Annotated in this window: 24 protein-coding genes; 10 read left to right on the forward strand and 14 right to left on the reverse strand. The window is 58.5% G+C overall.

What is annotated here, in order from left to right; translation table 11 throughout:
• Window positions 1-3: 3 nt before the first annotated feature.
• The gene (locus tag J2X24_RS14145) at window positions 4-363 is read right to left on the reverse strand and encodes a hypothetical protein (protein ID WP_209722884.1); all 360 of its coding nucleotides are present in this window, start codon (window positions 361-363) and stop codon (window positions 4-6) included.
• A gap of 1 nt (window position 364) precedes the next feature.
• Window positions 365-817 (reverse strand): DnaT-like ssDNA-binding protein, encoded by a 453-nt coding sequence (locus tag J2X24_RS14150; RefSeq protein ID WP_209722886.1) that lies wholly within the window; start codon window positions 815-817, stop codon window positions 365-367.
• 117 nt (window positions 818-934) lie between these two features.
• On the opposite strand from J2X24_RS14150, the gene J2X24_RS14155 reads away from it, so the two are divergent.
• Window positions 935-2,080 carry an acyltransferase family protein gene (locus tag J2X24_RS14155; protein WP_209722889.1) on the forward strand — a complete coding sequence of 382 codons (1,146 nt, stop codon included), beginning with the start codon at window positions 935-937 and terminating at the stop codon, window positions 2,078-2,080.
• Window positions 2,081-2,255: 175 nt separating this feature from the next.
• Here J2X24_RS14155 and J2X24_RS14160 read toward each other — a convergent pair whose 3' ends face one another.
• From J2X24_RS14160 to J2X24_RS14170, 3 genes are all read right to left on the reverse strand, one after another.
• Entirely contained in the window at window positions 2,256-4,352 is a 2,097-nt protein-coding gene (locus tag J2X24_RS14160) for a PBSX family phage terminase large subunit (RefSeq protein ID WP_209722891.1), read from the reverse strand.
• A 64-nt stretch (window positions 4,353-4,416) separates the two neighbouring features.
• Window positions 4,417-5,697 carry a hypothetical protein gene (locus J2X24_RS14165; RefSeq protein ID WP_209722894.1) on the reverse strand — a complete coding sequence of 427 codons (1,281 nt, stop codon included), beginning with the start codon at window positions 5,695-5,697 and terminating at the stop codon, window positions 4,417-4,419.
• 90 nt (window positions 5,698-5,787) lie between these two features.
• Entirely contained in the window at window positions 5,788-6,033 is a 246-nt protein-coding gene (locus J2X24_RS14170) for a hypothetical protein (RefSeq protein WP_209722897.1), read from the reverse strand.
• 266 nt (window positions 6,034-6,299) lie between these two features.
• On the opposite strand from J2X24_RS14170, the gene J2X24_RS14175 reads away from it, so the two are divergent.
• The 3 genes from J2X24_RS14175 (at window position 6,300) to J2X24_RS14185 (ending at window position 8,200) form a co-directional block, all read left to right on the forward strand.
• Window positions 6,300-7,010, forward strand: a complete 711-nt coding sequence (locus J2X24_RS14175) for a dual OB domain-containing protein (protein ID WP_404977831.1) — start codon at window positions 6,300-6,302, stop codon at window positions 7,008-7,010.
• Window positions 7,011-7,125: 115 nt separating this feature from the next.
• A complete protein-coding gene (locus tag J2X24_RS14180) occupies window positions 7,126-7,749 on the forward strand; it encodes a DUF488 domain-containing protein (RefSeq protein WP_209722903.1) in 624 nt (207 codons plus the stop codon).
• A gap of 4 nt (window positions 7,750-7,753) precedes the next feature.
• Entirely contained in the window at window positions 7,754-8,200 is a 447-nt protein-coding gene (locus tag J2X24_RS14185; RefSeq protein ID WP_245344705.1) for a DUF488 domain-containing protein, read from the forward strand.
• A gap of 41 nt (window positions 8,201-8,241) precedes the next feature.
• Here J2X24_RS14185 and J2X24_RS14190 read toward each other — a convergent pair whose 3' ends face one another.
• The 4 genes from J2X24_RS14190 to J2X24_RS14205 form a co-directional block, all read right to left on the reverse strand.
• Window positions 8,242-9,435: a helix-turn-helix domain-containing protein gene (locus tag J2X24_RS14190; RefSeq protein WP_209722906.1), complete on the reverse strand. Its 1,194-nt coding sequence runs from the start codon at window positions 9,433-9,435 to the stop codon at window positions 8,242-8,244.
• A 15-nt stretch (window positions 9,436-9,450) separates the two neighbouring features.
• Window positions 9,451-10,158: a hypothetical protein gene (locus tag J2X24_RS14195; RefSeq protein WP_209722910.1), complete on the reverse strand. Its 708-nt coding sequence runs from the start codon at window positions 10,156-10,158 to the stop codon at window positions 9,451-9,453.
• A gap of 294 nt (window positions 10,159-10,452) precedes the next feature.
• The gene (locus tag J2X24_RS14200; RefSeq protein ID WP_209722923.1) at window positions 10,453-10,875 is read right to left on the reverse strand and encodes an SOS response-associated peptidase family protein; all 423 of its coding nucleotides are present in this window, start codon (window positions 10,873-10,875) and stop codon (window positions 10,453-10,455) included.
• 37 nt (window positions 10,876-10,912) lie between these two features.
• Entirely contained in the window at window positions 10,913-11,344 is a 432-nt protein-coding gene (locus tag J2X24_RS14205; protein WP_209722926.1) for a hypothetical protein, read from the reverse strand.
• Window positions 11,345-11,474: 130 nt separating this feature from the next.
• Between J2X24_RS14205 and J2X24_RS14210 the strand changes: the two genes are divergently transcribed.
• Complete coding sequence (locus J2X24_RS14210) at window positions 11,475-12,374, forward strand: DUF4349 domain-containing protein (RefSeq protein WP_209722929.1); 900 nt, start codon at window positions 11,475-11,477, stop codon at window positions 12,372-12,374.
• Window positions 12,375-12,456: 82 nt separating this feature from the next.
• Window positions 12,457-12,585 carry a hypothetical protein gene (locus J2X24_RS22770; protein ID WP_281064958.1) on the forward strand — a complete coding sequence of 43 codons (129 nt, stop codon included), beginning with the start codon at window positions 12,457-12,459 and terminating at the stop codon, window positions 12,583-12,585.
• On the opposite strand, the gene J2X24_RS14215 is transcribed toward J2X24_RS22770, so the two are convergent.
• A complete protein-coding gene (locus J2X24_RS14215) occupies window positions 12,561-13,388 on the reverse strand; it encodes an SDR family oxidoreductase (RefSeq protein ID WP_209722932.1) in 828 nt (275 codons plus the stop codon). The two genes, J2X24_RS22770 and J2X24_RS14215, sit on opposite strands and share 25 nt — an antisense overlap.
• 180 nt (window positions 13,389-13,568) lie before the next feature.
• On the opposite strand from J2X24_RS14215, the gene J2X24_RS14220 reads away from it, so the two are divergent.
• A complete protein-coding gene (locus J2X24_RS14220; RefSeq protein WP_209722935.1) occupies window positions 13,569-13,883 on the forward strand; it encodes a hypothetical protein in 315 nt (104 codons plus the stop codon).
• Here the strand turns inward: J2X24_RS14220 and J2X24_RS14225 are convergent.
• Both J2X24_RS14225 and J2X24_RS14230 read right to left on the reverse strand, forming a co-directional pair.
• Window positions 13,880-14,092: a DUF4287 domain-containing protein gene (locus J2X24_RS14225; RefSeq protein ID WP_209722938.1), complete on the reverse strand. Its 213-nt coding sequence runs from the start codon at window positions 14,090-14,092 to the stop codon at window positions 13,880-13,882. The genes J2X24_RS14220 and J2X24_RS14225 overlap by 4 nt on opposite strands.
• 78 nt (window positions 14,093-14,170) lie before the next feature.
• Window positions 14,171-14,719, reverse strand: coding sequence for a hypothetical protein (locus J2X24_RS14230; RefSeq protein WP_209722941.1), 549 nt, complete (start codon window positions 14,717-14,719; stop codon window positions 14,171-14,173).
• 266 nt (window positions 14,720-14,985) lie between these two features.
• On the opposite strand from J2X24_RS14230, the gene J2X24_RS14235 reads away from it, so the two are divergent.
• Window positions 14,986-16,053, forward strand: coding sequence for a sensor histidine kinase (locus J2X24_RS14235; RefSeq protein WP_209722944.1), 1,068 nt, complete (start codon window positions 14,986-14,988; stop codon window positions 16,051-16,053).
• Entirely contained in the window at window positions 16,050-16,799 is a 750-nt protein-coding gene (locus J2X24_RS22870; RefSeq protein WP_209722947.1) for a LytR/AlgR family response regulator transcription factor, read from the forward strand. The genes J2X24_RS14235 and J2X24_RS22870 overlap by 4 nt, the downstream gene beginning before the upstream one ends.
• A gap of 17 nt (window positions 16,800-16,816) precedes the next feature.
• On the opposite strand, the gene J2X24_RS14245 is transcribed toward J2X24_RS22870, so the two are convergent.
• Window positions 16,817-17,365 carry an alpha/beta fold hydrolase gene (locus tag J2X24_RS14245; protein ID WP_209722950.1) on the reverse strand — a complete coding sequence of 183 codons (549 nt, stop codon included), beginning with the start codon at window positions 17,363-17,365 and terminating at the stop codon, window positions 16,817-16,819.
• A gap of 347 nt (window positions 17,366-17,712) precedes the next feature.
• Between J2X24_RS14245 and J2X24_RS14250 the strand changes: the two genes are divergently transcribed.
• Window positions 17,713-17,940 carry a hypothetical protein gene (locus J2X24_RS14250; RefSeq protein WP_209722953.1) on the forward strand — a complete coding sequence of 76 codons (228 nt, stop codon included), beginning with the start codon at window positions 17,713-17,715 and terminating at the stop codon, window positions 17,938-17,940.
• A gap of 204 nt (window positions 17,941-18,144) precedes the next feature.
• On the opposite strand, the gene J2X24_RS22775 is transcribed toward J2X24_RS14250, so the two are convergent.
• Window positions 18,145-20,304, reverse strand: a complete 2,160-nt coding sequence (locus tag J2X24_RS22775; RefSeq protein ID WP_209722956.1) for a M10 family metallopeptidase C-terminal domain-containing protein — start codon at window positions 20,302-20,304, stop codon at window positions 18,145-18,147.
• Between the last annotated feature and the right edge of the window lie 373 nt (window positions 20,305-20,677).

Below are 20,677 nucleotides of genomic sequence, written 5' to 3' on the forward strand. Positions count from 1 at the left end.
GGCTCACCCCCTTACGATAAAACGCCAGGCAACCCCGGCATCGGTGACGGGCATGACCCTGATCACCGTCAGCGGCACGCCGTCCTTCAGCAGCATATCGCCCGGCTGGGGCCGATCCCCGAAAGCGGCCGCCAGCACCTCGCGGTCACTGGCGACGATGGCCTTGCCGTCGACGAACTGGCGGCTGACCGATTTCGCGACCGCGCTCAGCTCCCAACTCTGAACAGCTCCCGGCACCACCTCCCACGGGACATCCGGATCAACCGCTCCCGCCGAGCTGCGCGTCAGTCTGTACTGCCCCTGGGCATAGGTCTTGAGCAACCGGCCCGCCGTCGCCCTGGCCCGCGTGTAAAGCGCGTCCATCTCAGACAACCCACATGCCGGCTGTGCACTTGACCAGATATGGCGCCAATAAGCCATCAACGATGGAGATGAGCGGCGTCAACGCGGTTGCAAAAGGCCCTTGCGGCACGACATACTCGACCTCGATGGCGTCTACTTTTTCGCGCTTGACGCTGGCCGCCGCCGCTCCCGCCTTCACCAGTCCGCCGGGATTATTGGCTTCGAACCACGCGGCCTGATAACAGGCCTCTACGACGGCGGCGGGCACGACGCCGCCATGGACGGTCCTGGGCCAGGCGCGTTCCTGGCTGGCGCCCGCCAGAGGCGCCCCGACAAACCGGCTGCCATAGGCGGCGTCCAGATATGTCGCCGCCCGCAGCCGCAACACGCCCACCTCCTGCGCGCCTTCGGGCATCACATGGCCATTGGCCACCAGCCAGTCATTGAAACCTTGATCTGATCCGTATCCGGGCATTTGGGCCTCTGTATGAGTGTGAAAGGTCATTGACGCCAACTTCGCTTTGCGCAACTGTTGCGCTGCAGCAAAAAGAAGGGCAGATTGTGGCTCTCTAATTGGATAGGGGGAACCGGAATGCAGCAAGTAGCATTCAGCGGATTATGGCACCGGGTACCAAAGCAACCTTCAGCGTCAGTCATTAAGAACCTTCAGGTACTCAGGTTTTTTGCCGCAGCCTGCGTCCTTTTTGAGCATGTGCAACACGAATCCAGAACAAAGACATTTATTGACAACAGCCACTACCAGGCGGTCGACTTTTTCTTCTGGCCCGGTGGCGTCGATATTTTCTTCGTCATTAGTGGCTTCATAATGTACACGATTGGTAGCCAGCAGTTCGGCAAGCCGGCAGCATCCGCCGACTTCATGCTCCGAAGGGTTATTCGTGTCGTCCCGACCTACTGGTTCTTCACAACACTCATGATTATTGCGGCGAGCGTATTCGCGGGAAGTGTAGACAAGGGCAGCATGTCCGTATCGGACATCGTGCAATCTTATTTGTTCATACCCTACGAGAATGCTTACAACGCCTACTATCCAGTACTTTCTCTTGGCTGGACGTTGAATTACGAGATGTTTTTCTACGTCCTATTTGCCATTTCCCTTCTATTCGACTTCCGCAAAGGCATGATTTTTGTCATATCCAGTCTAGTGGTATTTGGGGTGGTTGGTATGACCGGCGTCATCCAGGCACCTGTAATTAAATTCTGGTTTAATTCGATTGTGCTCGAGTTTGTATTTGGTATCGGGCTCGCATGGCTCTACCAACGCGGATGGCGCCTTGGCGTATCTACAGGGCTTGGCCTCTCGATTGCGGGACTGTTATTGATTATTGTCGCCAAGCACTACAAACTTGATACATTTGCTCTCGATACCCGCGCTCTATGGCTGGGTATTCCTGCCCTCATGATTTGCGCAGGCCTTGTCATGATAGAAAAACCAGGAACCGCTCACCCTGTCATTCATGCGCTTGTGTTCGGTGGGAATATATCTTTCGCCCTATATCTTTCACACCCATTCGCCATTAATGTAACTGGGCTGTTGTTTAAGAAGGCGGGAATTGACAACCCTTGGGTATTTATGACCGCGGCAATGATTGCCGCGTTGTGTGGAGCCGCAGCCTTTTATATGATTGCCGAAAAGCCAGCGACCAAGATACTGAACAAACTGGTGGTGAAAAAGAAGCCGGAGCCCACCTTTGCTCCCGACTCTACACCGTCTTAGGTGCACCGAGACGCTTCTGTGCCTTTTCGATGATTGTACTTACTCTTTTGGTGCCTGCTTAAGTCATCGATCAACGCGACAATATCCTTAGGCGCGTGAGGTGGATAGATAGACTCAGAGCACTTGTAGCTATCCACCTCGCAGTAAAAATAGAACCGCTATGAATCAACTGTGACTACTGTGGACTTGCTAATTGCCAGTAGCTCATCGCTATATCGTAGTATCCCTTACCCTTTAAATGTATAAAGTCATTGTAATAGTCGGTTGCTTGCGCGGATGCCAGACTTGAGAATCGCGCCGACAGGTCGATCAATGGCAAATCAAGATCACTAGCCAGATCGTAGTACGCTTGCGCATACACTCCGTCGACGCTTGGATAGTTTGAGTTAAAAGGATGGTGCCGGACGAGAACCACGTCGCTATTCAATGACTTATATTTTGCGACAATTGCCCGTACGTTTGCTTTAAATGTTTCGACGGGAACATTTGTATTTTTATCATTTATTCCAATGTTTAGGAAAATGAGATTGGGCTGCCAGGCATCCCACATATTCTGTCGCAACAACGGCGTACTGTTTTCCATCCAGGTCCCGCTGGCCGAGCCGTAGACCGCACCATTCAGAATACTGATCTTTGTATTTGTGCTATGATACGCTTCCATAAAGGGGATGCCGACAGATGCGCCTGAAACACGTGCCACCTGCCACGGATTGATACTGGCTGTGCGAGACCGGGTTGCAGTGAGAATCGCTTCCGTGCCGCTCGTTGTATCGACCGACGCTCCCGAAATAGTGCCGTTATCGTAGATGACAAAAGCCCCGCCGCCCGACGAACGAGCGTGATACCCGACAAGGATCGAGTCGGAGGCTTTGGCTGGTGTGTACGCAATCTTGTCAGTTATTGATGAGTTTTGAAACATACGGCCCTGAAGTGCCCAGCCCGTGTTTTCGAAGGTAATTTTCGGGTTGTAGTCCGTTACTCCGGCCAGACCCGTCATCGGTACGCCATTTGTGTAAACCTGTCCGTCGTGCGCCGTTTGAATCCCGGCACGATCGAAAAGGTCGGCCAAAAATGCCGACACGCTCCTATTGAAGGCGCCGGTTTGCCAAGTCGGCCCGGCAGAGCCGGCGCCAGCGTCCATGGTCGTGCTATCACCTGTAAAAGCGATCTTCGCCCTAGTGCCCCCAGCGGGTGATGTCGCTAGTGCAGCGCGCCAGTTCTTAAGAGACGAGGGTTTCAGATTATAGGCAACAAGTCCGCACCACGCCACAGCCGCCCCAAGCTCCGCATTCAAAGCCTGAAAGTGCGACCCGGCAAAGGCGCCCACGCCGATACTGTCATAGATGATCTCGGCGCCATGCTCTCGCGCCCCAAAATCGCGGGCTAAACCATGGACCCGCCCGGCCGACTTCAAAAGCTCGTCCTCGGCGGCCTTCCACTCCTCGACCCCGACGCACAGAAACCCGTGCGCCACCACGGCCGCGTTCAGATCGCCACCGCTGTCGGCCACATCGAAGCCAACCCGCCGCGCACCGACAGCCTCCAACCCCAACCGCCTATGCGCATCGATCGCAGCCCGCACCCACGCCCGGCGGATAATGACGCTGTCATCGTCCTCGCGCGGCTCGCCTAAATAAATGTGGGCGTAATCCTCGGCATTCTCCACGCGCTTGGCATCGATCACGCGCCGGATGGTCCGCGACAAAAACGGGTTCTCGTCATAATTGATCCGCCGGCGCACCGTCCTTGGCGGCGTCTGCGTCACAAACCGCCGGTAGACGAAATCGCTCGCCAGCCTGGGGTTGAAGATGATCCAGAACTGCGACCCCTCGCCCCTGAGCGTCGGCTCCAGCACCTCCCACTGCTCGGCCGTCAGGTTGTGCGCCTCCTCGATCCAGCAGATATCGATCGCTTCCAGCGACTTGATCTCGTCGATATGGCGCCACAGCCCGTAGAACAGGAACTCCGAACCCGTATGGCGATGCCGGATCGCGGTCTGGGTGACATGAAACTCATCACTCAACCCAAAGCGCGCGATCTGCAGCTTCAAAAGCGTATGGACCGACTCTGCGATCCGGTTCTGGAACTGGCGCGCGCACAGAAACCGCACGCAGTAATTGGCCGCCAGGTACACAGCGAACCCCGCCGCGTCCCAGGACTTCGACGACGACCGCCCGCCATAGAGCACCCGGTTGCGCGCAGGCTGAGCCCAGAATGCGCGCAAAGCCGGATTAAGTGTCGGCCTGACAGGCTCCCGGCCTTGCTCAGTCATGTCTGATTGCCACCTTGTCCCGCCAGGCCCCGGGGCAATACGCCCCGAAACCCGCAGGCAATGCCTACTCGCGCCACACCCACGACGGCGCGGTGCCATAGGTCACGGCGATCGTCTCGCCGGGTTCCAGAGTCAGGAAGCCGGTATTGATGCCGCTATAGGGATAGCCGTTGATCGTGATAGCCGAGACCGTACCGCCCCAGATGGCGACGTTGGCGCGCCGGCCCGTCTCGTTGGTCGTGGCCACACCGGACGCAGGCAAGGTCGGCGCCGTCATCGGCAGAACCCCGCGGCTTTCGATCGTTACGCCGGTATAGCCGGCCGCAGCGACGAAGCTTGTCCCGCCGGTAATCGGCGCAGGCGTCGGGTTAATGACCAGGGTCGACACACCGGCCACAGCATCAATACCCGTATCCGTATAGGACCACTGGCCGCCAATAAAGGTATTCGCGCTGACATTACCATTGACGATCTTCACGCAGGTCTCGACATTCTCCATGTCCAGGCAGTTGAAGACGTTCGACGCATTCACTCCGTCCTGGAGCTTCAGCGAAAACTGAGCCGTGCCATACGACCCGAAGAAGTGGTTGAACTGACACTGCCTCAGCTGCAGCGCCGTACCCAGACCGTCGTTTTCAGCCGTCTCGCCGCAGTTGACCTGCATGTCGAACCAACCGCCGACGACATAGTTCATCTTGACGCCGATGGCGCCAGTCACCTTGGCGAAGTTTTGCACAGTCACGTTCTGGAAGCGCGGCATGTTGACCGGATCAGCAAAGTTGTCTTCACCCAGCTGCAGCACGACCCCGTCGATATCGCCGACAATGCCCAGGTCGCGCACCGTCAGGTAATAATTGTCCGGCACCGGCGTCGAGGTACAACGCACCGTCATGTTCGGCGACGTCGTCACCGTGCGCAGGTCCAGGATGGTGCGTTGCTGGCCATCACCGTAAATCAGCAGGCCTTCCGTGCGGAAAGCGTTCATCAGGATTTGCGGCGCCGTCGTGAACTTGTAGCGCCCTTCAGGGATATAGAGCGGCACATCGGCCATGGTGGCGCACACCGTCAGCGCGTCCTGGAACTTCCCCCAGTTATCGGACGTGTAGGTCGGGTCGGCGCCGAACCACAACAGGTTGGCCGCGCCGCTGAACACACGTTCCCAGTAATAACCGGACGTGACCGTGCTGGGCAGAATGATGCCTTCCTGGACATCCGAAAAAGGCACGGCGCCGCTGCGCAGCACGAAAGTGCCCTCGCGGCCGGTTTCGGTCAGAATGGCCGACGACGGCAAGGTCGTGGGCAGGCCCTTGAGGGCCGAACGGCTGGCGACTGTGGTGACTGCCATAGAATGTCTCCTTGACACATGAAGGCACGCCCGGCCGCAAAGGGCCGGTGACATGCAGGGAAATTCGGTTGGAAGCGGACTAAGGCCGGCCTAATCCTGGCCGGATGCCTCGCCATAAAAATCCGCGAGGCTCTTTCTGACGGCGACATCGCCGGCGTGATCGACCGGTGGCACAGCCTTGCCATAGGCCCGGTCGAGTATGGCATTGGCGGCAGCGATCCTTGCGGTTGGCGCGGCCTCCGGGTCTTCGGCGATCGCGACCAGCACCTGGAAGGCGCGCTCGCCATGGGCCCGCGCCACCTCGGCGGCGGAAGCCTTTGCACCACGCTGCGTCATGATTGAATGTCTTGATTGTGTTTTGGCAGGAGCGCTCAAAGCTCCGCACGATTATCGTCCCCGATAACCGCGCCGCAGGCCCCTGCCCACTACGCCCCCAACATGCGCTTTTAGGCTGCCGGAATCAATCTGGTGATTTGGAACTTTGTGGGAACAGACTTTACTGCCAGAGCGCAGCCAAAAGACTGGCCCGCAGGCAATGCTCGCAATGCTTGCATAACCAGTTTTTTCGGGCATGCTGAGGACAACCTTGGGAGGGCGAAAGGATGCGAACTTACAATTTGGTTGTTACCGACGTAACACGGTACGGCACATTATACTGCGTTGCTGGATGGGATTTACAAAATGGAGGCATGATCCGACCAGAGCCGCCAACGGCGGTTGCAACCATCGAGTCAACTCGATTCTGGACAAACCGAGACGCAGGACCAGGTCGTTTTTTTTCAGTTGGCAATATCGTTCGCTTTGAGGCGCAAGACGCACCGGCGAATTTCCCATTCCCTCATGCAACAGAAGATCGCATTGCCGTGAATCCCGATAATAGCGCTGTGGTTGGGCACATGACATTGTTACAGGTCACTCAGGCGGTTGAGCCAGGTTTGTCCACATCAATCCCCGTGGCTTTCGGCAATCAATTACACGTAGCTAGTTCGGGAAAAGCCTACGTTACATTAGGTTCGCAAACTAACTCACTAGGCGCCATAGAAATTGATTCACAAACTATTGCCTTTTATGAAAACGCTCCCAAACCTGGCAAACGGCAATTACGCGCTATGATATATCAGAATGGAAGCGGGTACGACTTATCGGCACCCGCCGATGCCGCTTTAGATCGTTTCTTTGCTGGAGGTATTGCAGCGTTACAAGCTGATGCTAAAGCAAGCAAAAAAATTCATGTGCGCCTTGGTTTAAGCCGCCCCTTCCCAGCGATGCCGACCTCCTGCTATGCACAAATTAATGGCTTGTATTTTCTGTGACGGAAAACGGGAAGCCTTATGTGTTGAGAAGCGATGGCTAAGCGTCATGGTCATTAGTAAGTCACCATGAAATTGAACGTCTATGTATCGCTACTAGCCTAAGCAGGAGTTATATTTGTCAGGGGCAGATGCAGAAATTTTGACGATAGGGCACTCGACGCTTTCCTACGAACACTTTTTAGAGTTGCTTCGGAAAGCAGCCGTTAATGCTATTGCAGATGTACGGTCCTCACCATTCTCTAAGCACTTTCCCCATTTTAATCGCCATTCTTTACGTACTGAACTGCGCCGAGATAACATAGCATATGTGTTTCTCGGAGACGAGTTAGGGGGCCGTCCAAAGGACAACCGCTTCTTTTGCGAAGGTGTGGCCGACTATGAGAAAATGGCAAAGACTGAAGAATTTGCATGGGGGCTTGATCGAGTAATCGAAGGCGCGAAAAAGTACCGAATCGCGATGATGTGTTCGGAGCACAATCCATTAGATTGCCACCGCTGCCTGCTGGTGGGACGGGCGCTTCACGAGCGGAAGGTTTCGGTACGTCATATTCTCGGTAACGGTCGAACAGTTGATCAGTCCGAAATTGAAGCAAGGTTGATGGAAATCTCTGGCAAAAGTCACCAAGATTTTTTTGAGCCAGCAGAAAAACGACTCTCTGCGGCTTACAGAGATAGAGCTATGAAGGTCGCATTCTCCATGAAGAAAGATCAAACACAAAACTCAGACCGCACGGAGTGATAAATTGATCAGCGCAGATATATCCACCATTGGATTTACAAAAACTACCGCAGAAAGTTTTTTTAACCGAATCAAACGATCGGGTATAAAAAAAATAATAGATGTTCGTCTGCACAATACTTCACAACTCGCTGGATTTGCCAAATCCGAAGATCTAGCATACTTCCTTAGAGAGGTATGTGGTGCTCAGTATATTCATCAACCTCTCCTTGCACCTACCGATGATATTTTGAAGGCCTTCAAACGTGACAAAGGTGATTGGAATATTTACGAGAGATCCTTTTTAAATCTCATGGAAAATAGAAAAATCGAAGATAAGTTCAAACCAGAAATGTTGCATAGTAGCTGCCTACTTTGCTCAGAAGACAAACCACATCATTGCCATAGGCGCCTTGTCTGCGAATATCTAAACAAAAAATGGGGCGGCGCACTTAAAGTTCGGCACCTCTAATTCTGTAGAAACGCATCACAGTTCGGAGCTCACAATCGGCATTAGGAATTCCGCTTGAATGGAATGACGACACCGTCAGCGCCGCTACCACTTATCTTCGTTCTTGGCTTCAATTGCACGACCTCACCTTCCTTGGAGCTAAACCAACCAGGGGGCAAGGACGCCAAGCGCTCCACATCGCCAGCAGACATTGTAAATTCCACGGAAAGCAAATCAGCTTTAGTGCGCGTTCCCGAATCCACAATCAACTCAAGTGAGTCATGCAATAATCTAGGCTTAGAAACCGACCATTGCTTGTCTAATGGCTCTTCGCTTGTCCACCCCTTCGCCGAGTAAAGCTTGTACATCTGAAGCATATGCTCTGACGGAATCATCTTCATATCCGACAGACGCCTAATCTGCGCCTTGATCGAAACGCGCCACCGCTCCTTCAATGCGAGCAAACTCGCCAACGACGGCCGAGAAACTTCATACGGATAGGTTGTGGACGGCATCAAAAACGCACTAGCTAAACGGAAAGCTTGCGTTTCAATGAATTTAAGGTTGTCCCGCAATTCTTCCCGCGAAACTCCACGGTGAAGCAAGGCATGGGCCATTTCGTGAGCCGCATCCATCTGCCGACGCGGATAACACATCTTGTCGGTGGCCAACAAAATATGAGGTCGGTCTTCCGACAGAGACCAACTGCAAAGACCATCCAGTTTCGAGGTCCCCATTTCAATGGTTCCGACCACGATGCCGATTCTTTCAAGAAGCGCGACCATGTCAGGGCATGGTCCCTCACCAATTTGCCAATACCGGCGCAAATCGACAGCAATACGTTCTAAGTCGTCATCACGTAATTGCTTATAATGCGCTCCGCCAAGGACGTCAGGTAAATCGACATTTGGCAGGTCAACATAATGCTGCACTAAATGGCTGATCTCATGCAGCCAATTCATTTGTGAGTGCTGATAAGCCAGATCGCTAACCAGAGTGCTAACTAGTGAGCGATGAAATAGGGGCCGCGATGGTGAGAATGATGGACGCAAAAAGAAATCACGACGTACCTTCAAGGTACCAGACAGAAGACCTAATGCTTCCGCATCGGGCGCACTCGTACCGTCCTCCCAACGGGTGACGGTACTTGGCGCGACACCTAGAATTCTGGCAAGCTCCGACTTGCTGCCTATGCGACGAGCCTGCCGTGCTTCTGCCAATCGATCCGGTATAAAGCCTGGTGTTCCTACGCGCATAATTGTCCTAATTTGCTATTTGGTGCCGGTTTTGCCTCCCTCGTCATTGCGTTTCTCAGGCGGAATGAAGGGAGACACGTTCTTCTTAAGTGCCACCTGTGCTGACGGCGGCTTAGGCGGCTCCGTCGGCATAGGGCCGGGGGTCTCCTCGTCATCGCTCAAGAATTTGTCAAGCGTTTCGTAGAAGACGAAGGCCTCGTATTCGGCATCGATAATGCCGATAGCGACCTCTTCAATGTGTCCGGCCCGACCACGATCCCGCGCAACCACCAAAAGCACGAAAATATCGCCAATTTTAGGGCCTGTGCCGTCAAAATCGAGCCGGGGAACCAGATCGTAATTTAGCGTCACGCCCGCTTTGCGAGACTTATTCACCGGAGGCAGAGACGTTGATTCCGGTATCGCCGCCAGACCAAGAATAATGCCTTGGCCGTCGATTTCCTTCCGCAAAAACGGTTGAAAAACCTTGAGCTCGGTGCCGGGGATAACACCGCCCTCTAGCCGTAACCAGCCATGAAGCTCGGCGATCACTTCGAACCGATGCTCCATCATACGGAAGCGCAACTGTCCTTCCGATTCCCGAGCACGCTTTAAATCGAGGCCAGTGTGGTCTCGCACAACTGTGAAGGCCTTCAACGCCTCGCCGCGCAGGCCATCTTCCAAGTCAATTAATAGTGCCTTTGTTATACTCGCGCACAAAAGGCGCTTCAATTCCGATGCCATCCGAACAGTCCCACAACACAAACCACGGAAATTATGCCGTGATTTTTGCGTAAAGCAAGATATCTATTCGATATTTTTCCTTACCGGTTGCTTTAGGCGAGCGGTCGCAAAAAAGATGAGCGATAACAGTTCCTTACAACTGGGCAATGCTCCGCACGATTATCCTATTCGATAATCCTAAACGAGCAGGTTAATCCAATTGATAGATGGTGACGCAATTCTGGCCCCCGAATCAATGCCCCATTTGAAACTTAATGCGTACCATTTCGGAAAGCGGTTTTGATGAAAAGGTGCTCAGTGACAGGATATTGATGGCGAAATTGATTTCCGTGCGTGAGACAAAGGCGCGGAGTTATCTCCCTCTAAATCAGCTCCCGCCGCCGCCTCATCAAACCCGTCCTCCTTGCTGAGCCGCAAGGTCCCTGCCCCCACGGGCTCCGTCAGATCGCGGTCCAGCCGTCCGGCCAGGTACGGCTCCCATTCGTCCGGGTGCAGGATCGCCGGTTCGCGGTCGTGCAGCGCCGACATATCCGCGCCTGCGGCGTGCGTCAGCATGGTGCAGCTCGTCACCACGCCATCCGCCGTCGTCGCCGTGTCGTAAAGCCCGGCGAACATCATTTGGTGATTGTCCGCCCGCCCGATCCGCCAGCGCTGCGTCTTGCGCTTGTCGGTCGGATGCGGCCCGGACCGTTCCCAGAAATAGGCCGCCAGCATCATGCAGACGGCTTGCGCGGTCCATCCCGTCGCTCCCACCTCAAACCTGCGGCGGCATGCGCCACGCCCGCGGCTGACGGCGCAGCGGCTTCAGCTTGACCGGCTCCAGCACCAGCAGAACCAGCGCCAGGCTGTTGAGTATGGCGCAGGTCACCAGCACATAGATCATATCGACGCCAAACAGCGCATCGCCCTGGTCGCCGTACCAGTAGAGGACAAGCGTGCAGGCGATGCTCAGGCCGATGGCGGCCCAGGCGCTGCCCGATATCAGCCGCCGCCGGATAACGGGATAAAGCGTGTTCAGCACCAGGCTCAGCCCCAGGCAGGCCACGCAGGCGGCATAGCCGTAGAGCGCGATATCGACAGCGCCAAGCTGCGGAAAGGCGTCAACAAGCCGGCCGGACACGGCGGCCGCCATCAGGCCAACAATGCCGGCAGCCACAAGCAAACGGTCCAAGATCAGCGTGATCATCGCCCAAACCTCCCCAGGTTGCACAACTATACACAATTCCGCCACAATTGCCAATGTGCACAGGTGAACGCCATCCCGCCTTGCAAACCGCGCAACCCCAGGCATACTCGGCCAAAACAGGGGAGCTATTATGTCCGGTCGCAGAAGCTTAAGCGCGGTGCTGTTTGTGACGCTCTCACTTGCCGCTTGCAATCAGCAACCCGCCCGAAACAGTGCCGGCTATGCCGACGCCGCGCCCGAAAGCATGATGCTGGAGGCCGCCCCGGCCGCAGCCTCGCCCGCCGACACTGGCGCTCCCTCAAACACCGCCATCGCCGTCGCGGTCCCGCAACTGGCCTATAATTACGAATACAGCTTCGTCCTCCCCGCCGCCCGCCTCGAAGCAATGGTCGCCGCCCACCAGAAGGCCTGCGACGCCGCGGGTCCCGCGACCTGCCAGATGATCTCGGCGCGCGGCAGCAACGACAAGGACGCCTCAAGCCTCTCCCGCACCCTCGTCATGCGCGTCACGCCGGCCTGGCTCAAAACCTGGCAATCGCGCCTCGACGCCGACATCAAAAAGGCCAATGGCCGCATCTCGCGCCACAGCGTCGAAAGCGAGGACCTGAGCCTCCAGATCGTCGACACCGAAGCGCGCCTCAAGAACAAGGAGGCCCTGCGCGACCGCCTGGCCGAGATCGTCCGCAGCCGCCCCGGCAAGATCGCCGACCTGGTCGAGGCCGAAACCCAGCTGGCCCAGGTCCAGGGCGACATCGACGCCGCCCGCTCCTCGCTTAACGTCATGAAAAAGCGCGTGGCGACCGTCCACCTGACGCTCACCTACGAAAGCGAAGCCGTCGCCGCCTCCTCGGGCACCTTCGCGCCGCTTGGCGACGCGATGAACAGCATCGTGCGCAACATGGTCTGGGCGCTGGCCTCGCTGATCCACCTGATCGCCTACGCCGTTCCGTTCGTCCTGTTGGGCGCGGGCGCGGTCTGGCTTCTCCGCCGCTGGTGGAAGGCCCGCAAGGCAAGGCGCGGCGATCAATAACCGCGCGCTTATCCTCCCGCGCCGCAAAACCCATCGCCCTTCGACGTCCCGGCATGGTGCAATGCCCGCGAAGGAGCCCGCCATGCCTCACCACACCCTGCCCCCTGAGCCTGCCACCCAGCGCGTCATCGGCTGGATGATCCGCGACGGTTTCGAACTGACCATCGTCGCCAATGCGCCGGGCGCTCAGCCGTCCTTCAGCGCGCCGTAGAAATACGACGCCGTCACCCCGCCATCCATCAGCACGTCGCTGCCGGTGATGAAGCCACCCTCCGGCCCCATCAGCAGGGCCGCCACATTGGCCACCTCTTCCGGCGTCCCCGCCCGCCGCGCCGGCGACAGAGCGATCATCCGCCGATAGCCCTCCCCGCGCGGCCCGTTCAACTCATCTTCACCCAGGGGCGTCAGGATAATCCCCGGACTGATGGCGTTCACCCGGGCGCCGAACGTGCCCCACCGCGCGGCTTCGGCCATCACTCGCAAACTATTGCCCCGCTTGGACAGCTGATAGGCGTGCAGTTCATCCCGGATCGCCTCGGGCCGCAGAAACGGCAACGCCAGCAACTGCGCGGCGGGCGTTACCGCCAAACCCCGGTTCTGCTCGGCCGATAAGGCCTCCAGCCTGTGCCCGGACTGCGAAGCTATCACCACGGCCGACCCGCCCGGCGCGATGACGTGGCCGAATTCCTCCAGCACCACCGCAGTGCCATACAGGTCCACCTCAAGGATCCGCTCGACCGAAGCCTGCGACGGCGACACCCCGGCCGCATGGACCAATCCCGTGATATTGCCGATCGTGCTCGCCGTATCGACGACCTCCAGCACCGAGTCGCGCGACGCCACATCGACCCGCGCCGTGCTCGCGCGCAAACCTGCCGCGCGCAAAGCCTCCGCCGCCGCCCCGGCAGTGTCGGGCTTTACATCCGCCACCACCACATGACGGTCGCCCGCCACCCGGCGCGCGACGGCCTGGCCGATGGCCCCGGCCCCAAGCAATACCAGCACGCTGTCCATGACCTGTCTCCTTTCCCGCCGCGGATAAACCCTAATCCGCCGGAATGAAACCTGAGATTGACGCCCATCGCCATTTCTGCTGACCTGCGCGCCAGGTAGCGACCGTTAGCCATACGCGACACATTGATTTTTTATGCCAGCGGCGGCATTCACTAATTTTCTTCAATTTGGCGAATTCACATGCAGACCCATCCTGCACTCATAGAGCGGTCGGTCGGCTCCACCTTGTGCAGCTTTTCACGAGGCAAGCTGACATTCGAAGAAGCCGCTCTGGACCTGTTCGAAGTGGTTTCGAGCCAGATCAGCGGCCGAACCCATTATTCGATGGCCATCATCGGCTACTATGTCCGCGCCATCCTCGCCGGCATGCGCAACCGGGAAATCGCCCTGGCAGACGCGTTCGATGCATTCGTCGACGCCGCAGCCGCCGGGACGCAGGGGCATTGCTCGGTCACATCGCGATTAGCGCAACCTCTGTCCAGCGCCCGCGCCTAGGCCTTATCCTCTGCCAGGGTGTGCGCGACGATGGCATTGGCGTGTCCGTGGCCCATGCCGTGCCCGGTCTTCAACAGCGCGACCAGTTCCATGTGCTTGGCCGGATAGCCCTGCCGCACGATGGCTTTCCATTCGGCGATCGGACGGCCATACTTTTTCTCGATGGACGGAAAATAGGACGCAGGTCCTTTGATTGGCTGATCTGTCATGCACCGATTAATGCGTCTCGCCACCGCCTTGTCAACGGCGTCCAAGGCGCTACGCCTACGCGCCGGCAATCCCGCCCCTCACTTCCGCAGCCTGACAAAGGTGCCGCCATACCAGTTGCCCGTCGCCTCGCCCTTTGAATCAAACTGCCTGGATATCATGCTGTACTCATGTGCGGTTATCCAGGTGTACTCGTAAACGCGATAAGTCCCGTCGGGCTCGTCGGTGAACCGGAGCGTCAGACGAAGGTCTCCACCGGGGCTGATGCCACCCGTGCCCACGCCAAGGCGGCGATCGCCGAAATGCGACAGGTGATGCACCTGCCCGGACGTCTGGTCGAAGGCCCAGAAAATATGCCCTTTTAGTCCGCCGGCATCGACGACGCACATTACCGATTGCGATGTATTCACGGTCTTGCATTCCGTGTGATGGCGGGGAATTGTAACCGTTTCGACGGTGTGCCCGTCCCATACCTGGCTGAACTTGTCATCCTTCAGCGTCCATTCGCCAAAGAAGGCGACAAATGGGTTCGATGCTTCCAGGGCTTTTTCGGTTTCCCTGGCGCAGACAACAGGCGTGGCGGTCGCGCATGAAAGTAACACCAATAGCAAGGCAGCAATTGATTTCATCAGAACATGCTCCGAAAAGTGGAGACGGCCCTCTCCTTCGGCCCGTCCTTGTCCCGGCACCATAGGGACGGCGGCGCTGACGTCTCGCGCAAATTCAATCAACGGGGCCGCGGCCCCCGCGAGCGGGACCGCCGTTCGAACACCGAAAGCCGCTTGCGGGCAGTAAGGTCCCGCTTAACGGAATGTCCGCATTTTGGAGGAGACAGTGGGTAGGCTGCCATGTGACGCATCGGACCAACGCGCTGCAGCCGAGAGAACGAGATGAAATGAGCGATATCCGTTTGGCGAACTGGAAACAGGGCCTCATCTACAACCTGCTCATATGGACCGGTGTCGCCATATTCACGGCAACGCAATGGTATTTTGGCAGCCTCGCCGCGGGACGCGACGTCTCCTGGTGGCAGACCTGGAGCTATTCCATACGGTCTTCCGCAGTATGGGCGCTGCTGACGCCGCTCATTTACCTAGTCGTCAGATTTACCGGTTTTCGAATTTCAGCGCCCTGGCCCGCGCTCGGAATATATCTTCTCACGGGCCTTGCCGTCGCCGCCGCCCACTGCGTCATCTTTACACCGCTGCAATGGCTTCTGGCGCCCCGTGAGCCTGGAGTCGCCTTCACGGGCCTGCTGTTGCGGCTGCTCGCCGACAAGCTTTACATGAACCTGCTTGTTTTCAGCATCGTCGTCGCCGTTCTCCTGGCGCTGCAGGCCTATCGCGACCTGAGGGAACGGGAATTACAGGCGGCGGAGTTGCAAACGCGTCTAGTCGAAGCCGAAATTTCGGCGTTGCGGGCGCAGTTGCAGCCTCACTTCCTCTTCAACACGCTCAATGCGATATCCGCGCTTGTAGAGTCCCAGCCGGTACGCGCCAAGCGTCTCGTCGCGCGGCTCGGCGACCTCCTGCGCATCTCGATCGAAAGACACCGGGGCCAGACAACGACGCTCAGGGACGAACTGATATTCTGCCGGGCCTATGCCGCCATAGAAAAGGCGCGGCTGGGTCGCCGTCTCCGCGTGCTTGAAGCCATTTCTCCCGATAGCCTGTCCGCGCGGCTACCAGCACTCCTGTTGCAGCCGTTGATCGAGAATGCCGTCCGGCACGGGATCGCACCCAAGCGTGGCCAGGGAACCATACACGTCAAGGCGGCGATGGAGAACAACAGCCTGCATCTTACGGTATCGGATGACGGCATCGGTGCCGAACATATCGTGGAACACATAGGCCTTGGCAACGCCCGGGACAGGCTACGCCATCTTTACGGAAGCAGGCACCGGTTTGAAGTCGCGCATGCGCCCGGCAGCGGGTTTACCGTTACCCTGGTGGTGCCCCAGTGATCCGCACGGCCGTTATCGATGATGAGCCGCTTGCCCGCCGGCGCATCTGCGATCTCCTATCCGCGGAAGATGACTTTCAGGTTGTGGGAAATGCCGCTGACGGCGAAGCCGCGGTCAGGCTCATCCGCCGCACGTCGCCGGATCTCGTCTTCCTCGATATCCAAATGCCGCGATCAGGCGGCTTTGACGTTATCGAGGCCCTCGGCGCGGAGAACATGCCTCTGACGGTCTTTGTTACCGCGTTCGACACATTTGCCGTCCAGGCCTTCGAAGCGCAGGCACTTGACTATATCCTGAAACCCTTCGACGACGCCCGGATGAAAAAAGCGCTGGCGCGTGTCCGTCGGCAACTGAAGTTGGAAACAACGCAGGGCGACAGGATTGCCAATCTGCTGCGGCAGGTTAGGCCCGTCCAGGATGGCAGCATTGTCGTAAACGCACGCGGGAAAAGAACCGTCCTGCACTACAACGATATCACCTGGATATCGGCGGCCGGAGGATATTCGGAAGTGCATTGCGGCGGGCGCTCATGGCTGCTGGATGAGGCGCTCGCCTCCCTGTCTTCGCGCCTGCCGGCGGACCAGTTCGGGCGCATTCATCGCTCAACCATTGTCCGGCTGGGGTGCATCTCCCAAATCATCCCGGCGGCGCACGGCGATGCCCATATCCGCCTTCAGGATGGCACCGGCTTGAGGCTCAGCCGCAGATACCGCGACGCCCTCGCATGTTATCTGTCCGCGCCCTGACCACGCTCGCCAGCCCCTCACCCCAGCGCCCGTATCGCGTCCGCAATCTCGCCGAGGTCGTTGTTCAGCTGGTGATCCCGTCCGGGCAACTCCGTCACCACCATCCGGGGCACAGCCTTCGCGTACAGCCCCGCATGAGACAACGGCACGTCCTGGTCCCTCGTACCGTAAAAGAGCCGCAAGGTGACGCCTTCCGGCAGGTCGCTTGCAAGATCACAACGCGGCAATCCATCCCCTGGCCACCCGCCCTCCCCGGCAAACGGCGGCGCGATGACGATCACCGCGCCCGGCCTGAACGGCAACGCACCTTCGGCCACGAGATGGAGCAATATCGTCCCGCCCACCGAATGCCCGACCAGGACGGCGCCATCGCTCAGGCCATCGAAGGCATCGAGCAGCGCGGGTTTCCATATGGCGTACTGGGGATTGGCCTCCTCCGGCATGCGCGGATAGGCGACATCGTAAGAAGCCCCCAGTTCGTGGCGCAGGCTGTTGACCAGGGCGTTGTCCCACTGGTCGTGGACGTTTTCGCCGCCGCCCTGGACGAAGAGGATCTGTTTCGGCATGGCTGTCTTTCCGGGGTTTCCGATGCCTGGAAACTGCTCCCGCCTCTGCGTCCGGTCAATCGGCCAAATTGGAACCTTTTGCAAACTCGGTGAAGGCCCGCGCGTCAGCAGCATTAGCAGTAAGTTTCTTTTCGATTTAGTTCTGGTTTTGATTCTGGTTCTGGTTGGTCGCCGTTTCGCTGCAACGAAGGCTCAACATACGTTGACCCTTTTGCTTTGTTTTCATTGCAGAATTTTCGCAAGGTCCGTTTTAGCCCTTCAAAGCCTTACTTTACCGCGACGCAATAATGATCGCGCTCCGATGGCTGACGTGCTGCACTTCCCCTCGGAAGGAGACCGCTTTCGCCGTGACCGCCGTCCTGCTTCTCGCCTGCCTCGTCGCCCTGCTGATCGTATCGCTTGCGATCCGCAATGAACCCTTGCGCTTTGTCCTGTTCTTCGTTCTCGGCTGCCTTGTCCTCGCTTTATGGAAGGTCATGGCCGAGCTGCCGTGGTGGGGCTGGCTGCTGTTCGCCGCCGCCACGGTCTGCGTCCTCTTCGCCTGGCGCCTGTCCCGCCGGCGCGGCCAGGGATAGCGCCCAAGCACCTTGCCGCCCGCCAAGACGATGTCCCGGCTCCGCTCATCCGGCCTCGCCTGAGGCCTGTCAACGCGCTCCCTCCTCCCTACGCTTGCGTGGGGAGGTGGCAGCGAGCGCAAGCGAAGCTGACGGAGGGGTACAACCGAGCGATAGCGACGGCGATGCGGTGGTGGCGGCCAATCCTGCCTCGATCCCCTCGCCTCACACGAACACGAAATCCTCTTTCGTCACCCCGCCATCCTCGATCCAGGCCAAATCGACCCACGCTCCACCGCCGGCGCCATCGCTGTCCCAGTAGAGATGCAACGCCACTGCGTCCCAGATGAACTGCGCCGCGGCGCCGACAGCCGCACCGCCCACGGTAAACTCCGCCGCCGTCAACGCATGGCCGGTCGCAAACCCATAGTCCGCCGAGACGAACACCAGCCGGTCGATCCCATGCGCGAAGTCCGTAATCCGGTCGGTCCCGTTCGCGCCACTGCTTGCAAACACGAAATCGTCCCGCCCGGTCCCGCCGCTTAAACTGTCATTCCCCGCGGCCCCGGCCAGGGTGTCATTGCCATTGCCCCCGCTTAGGGCATTCCCCGCCCCGGTCCCGTTTATCCGGTTGTTCAACCCGTTGCCGGTCCCGCTCACCGCGCTCCCCGTCAGGAGCAGCGCCTCGACCTCCGGACTCATCGCCCAGTCGATGGCCGCATAGACCGTGTCGCTGCCCTCGCCGCCCAGCTCGATGACGCGGTCGCCGACATGATCAAGATAATAGACGTCATTCCCCGCCCCGCCATACATGCGGTCGTTCTCGCTCCCGCCATCCAGCACGTCATCGCCCGCCCCGCCGGTCAGCGTATCCCAGCGCTGCCCGCCCAAAAGCGTATCCTGGCCCGTCCCGCCGTCCAGCACATCGCTGTCGAGGCCGCCGTCCAGGCTGTCATTGCCGTCAAAGCCATAGATCGTATCGTGCCCCGTCCCGCCGCCAAAGCTATTGTTCCCGGCATTTCCCGCGATCTGGTTGGCCAGGCTGTTGCCAATACTCGTGACATGCCCGCTGCCGCTGAAGGCCACCCCCTCGACATTGGCGCTCATGTTCCAGCTCAGCGACGCATAGACCGTGTCATTGCCCTCATTGCCGAGCGCACTTTCGTTCACCCGGTCGCCGGCATGATCGACATAATAGATGTCGTCGCCAGGCCCGCCGAACATCTGGTCGTTGTCCAGCCCGCCATCCAGCGTGTCGGCGCCGTCGCCGCCGCGCAAGGTATCCCAGCGCGCCCCGCCCTCAAGGCTGTCGCCGCCGGCGCCGCCTTCCAGCACATTGGACACCGCATTACCGATGATCCAGTCATTGCCGCTGCCCGTTATGGCGTTCTCGATCGTCACGCCTTTTGCAATGGAGACATTGCCGGTCAGACCCCCGACGCTGGAAAAATGCGTGGCCCTGAGATCCACCAGGGCCGCCTGGCCATAGCCGGAAAAGTCGAGGCGGTCATTGCCGCCCGCGTCCCACACGCAAAAGATCACCGTCCCCGAAACGGCCGCCGCATCGAACCACGGCTTTCCCGCCGTGGCATTGAAGCCATAGGTCGTGTCGCCGGTCCGCGTCGTCATATTGGCGCCATAGAGCCTCTGCGCCGCGGCGATATCGTCCATCAGCGGCGCCGACGCATAGCGGTAATTGTTCCAGCCGCCGGTATTGCTCTCCTCGAAATAACTCATCACCGTGTACTGGCGCGAATCCTCGGCATACTGGGCGTGGCCCGCGTAGGTGATGGTGACGCCGGGCACGGCGTTGTAGTCACCCGGATGGGCCAGCCCCAGGGCGTGGCCGATCTCGTGGACCAGGGTATAGTGCCCGTAGTTGAACAGGGCCGGAGCGGCATTGTACGACAGGGTCGAATTGATCCAGACGTCGCTATCGAAACTGCCATACGACGGATCATAGGGATAATAGGCGAAGGCCGCCGCCGACGACGCGCCCGTGGCATAGTTGGCGAACAGCAATGTCGCGCTGTTGGAATAGGCGCCCGCGCCGCTGGTCCCCGATCCGGAGCGGACAAAGGTCAGGTTCGCCACCTCGGACCACGACTGCAGCGCCAGTTCGGCGGCGGCAATCTGGGTGGCGTTGAAAACGGAAAAGCCGCCGGTATCGCCGGGCATGGACGACGGAGCGCTGGCGCGAAAGGCATAGGAGACAGTGGCGGGCGTGCCCGTGACGCCATAGCCGGACTGCGAATAACCGTAGCGGGTGATCTGGGCCGCGGCGTCATCGACGCTGTAGGAAATCTTGCCGCCGTAATAGCGTCCGCCGCCGCGCTCGGCGCCGGGATCGACGACGGCCTGGGGCGGCATGGTATTGCTGATCATGAGAAAGGTCCCGCTGAAATCCGCCCTGGCCCGTCCCATCCATACCACCTTCAGGCGAATCCCGTCAGCCGGATTTACGCAAAATTCGCGTCATGAAGGAAAACGAAACCCTGAAACCGCACGAAATGCCCCCCTTCGCCCTCCCCATTCATGGCAGGGCTATCGCATATGACATTGTCGGGGCCGCTTTACGTCTCCTTCCCCAGCCTTGCCGGCAGGCAACAAGGGGAGAAGGGGCGTTAATTCCATGCCCTGCCTGCCATACGCGATAGCTCTGACATGAAGGGAGGCGAAAATGAACTGCTTCCGATCTGAAATGTTCGCAATGTAAAAGTTGAGTGCCTTTAGAGCGATATGGCGAAAAGTGCCAAGA

The sequence above is a fragment of the Asticcacaulis solisilvae genome, assembly GCF_017875235.1.
Taxonomy (GTDB): domain Bacteria; phylum Pseudomonadota; class Alphaproteobacteria; order Caulobacterales; family Caulobacteraceae; genus Asticcacaulis; species Asticcacaulis solisilvae_A.